The following is a 1,729-nucleotide window of genomic DNA, read 5'->3' as shown; positions in this document are numbered from 1 at the left end:
GGGTGCGGTGCGCCTGGGCGCGCGCGACCACCACGTCCCCCTCGGCCGACTCGGCGGCCGGAGCGAATCCCATGGCGCGCAGCCCTTCCAGCAGCGCGGTGGGCTCCACCCGCGCCGCCAGCACGGTCGGGGCCAGCCGCCGCAGCCCCAGGGACCGGGACCGCTTGTCGGCCAGGATCTCGGCGAGCATCGCGTCGTCGTCGCAGCGCACGTACGCGGAGGCGGCGCCGACCCGCAGGTGGCCGTGCTTCCTGGCCACGTCGTCGATGAGGTAGGTGAGCGGCTGCGGCACCGGGGTGCGGGAGCGCCGGGCCAGGAAGTCGTGCAGGTCGCCCGCCGTCTGCCCGGAGTCCAGGGCCCGGCGTACGGACCCGGGGGTGAACCGGTAGACCGTCGCCCCGCCCTTCGACTCGATGTCCGCGAGCACGCCCAGCATCGCGGCGAGAGGCCGTTCGAGCGGGCCGGGTGCGACGGCGGTCAGGTCGGCCTGGAGGAGTACGTGGTCGAGCGGCGCCGGGAGGTGCGGGGCGAGCAGCGCCGCGGCGCGGCCGGCGAGGGCGGCGGCCTCTGCGGGCGTGGCGGGGGCGTCGGTGAGGAGCGCGCGGCCGTGCGAGGAGAGCGCCCCGCGTCCGGTCACGCCGAGGAGCTCGGTCTCCTGGAGGGTCCAGCGGGCGAGCCGGGTCCGCAGATCCTCCGGCGCACCGGCCCCCGTGCCCGTACCCGCAGCTGCACCGGGACGGGCACCCGTGCCGGCGGCGGAGTAGGCGGTGCCGTGGGCGGGCGAGCGCAGCGGCTGTTCCCAGCGCAGCCGCGCGAGAACCGCCTCCTCGCGCGGCGCACCGCCCTCGGGCAGCCAGGCGAGGAGCGTCAGTACACGGTGGCGCACCTCAGGGGCGGCGCCCCGGTCGAGCCCCGGGCCGAGGGCGGAGAGTGTGCGGCCCTTGGCGTCCTGCGCGCCCGCGACACCCGCCGTCCGCGTGGCCGGCAGCCACGCCGCGACCAGCCGCGCCCAGCGGTCCTGCGGGGGCAGCTCCAGCCACTCGTCGTACTCCGGGGTGGCAGCGAAACGCTCGTCGGCCTCGCCGTCCGAGGCCAGCAGCCCGGCCGCGTACGCCAGCTCCAGCCAGAAGGCGGTCACCGGCTCCGGCAGGTCGATCGCCGCGGCGGTGCGCTTGAGGTCGCGGACGCTGAGACCGCCGGCGCGCAGCACGGAGGGCCCGCCAGTGTGCCACTCGCGCAGCAGCTCCTCGACGGTGGCCAGGGCCGTGTAGGCCTGCCCCGCCGCGGTGGCGTCGACGGTTCGGGGCGTGTGCACGGCCGCCGCCCCGACGGCGGGCGGCACCGGCGCCGGCTCGCGGTGCGCGCGCCCGCCGCGCAGGTGGAGGGCGGCCTCACGGGGCAGGACGACGGTGCCGATTCCGGTCGGCAGCAGCAGACCCCGGTCGAGCAGCCAGCGCACGTGCGCTGCGGGCTGCGCGGTGACCTGCCCGTACGGCGGCCCCCACACCAGCCGGCCGAGCACCGCCGTGGACTCCGTGGGCGCCTCGTCGAGCAGCGCCGACATCCGCTCCCGGTCGGAGAACAGCGCGGACAGGGCGGCGACGGCGCTCACCGGGTCATGGGTCGGCGTCAGTCCGGCGGCGGCCAGGATCTCCTGGATCCGGCCCGGCGACATGCCGGACGTCGCCTCGGCGACGGTCGGGCCGAGACCGGTCGGGGAGGGGTGCTG

The 1,729-nt window shown here is 77.9% G+C and carries 1 protein-coding gene; it reads right to left on the bottom strand.

Annotated elements, in window-relative coordinates:
* Positions 1–1,729: helicase-associated domain-containing protein (locus GUY61_RS38035; RefSeq protein ID WP_166634850.1), on the bottom strand; the 1,729-nt coding region annotated here is incomplete at both ends.

It is taken from the genome of Streptomyces sp. GC420 (genome assembly GCF_009916105.1).
Taxonomy (GTDB): domain Bacteria; phylum Actinomycetota; class Actinomycetes; order Streptomycetales; family Streptomycetaceae; genus Streptomyces.
The sequence above is the reverse complement of the archived record's forward strand: the minus strand, read 5'-3'. Positions and strand labels throughout refer to the sequence as shown.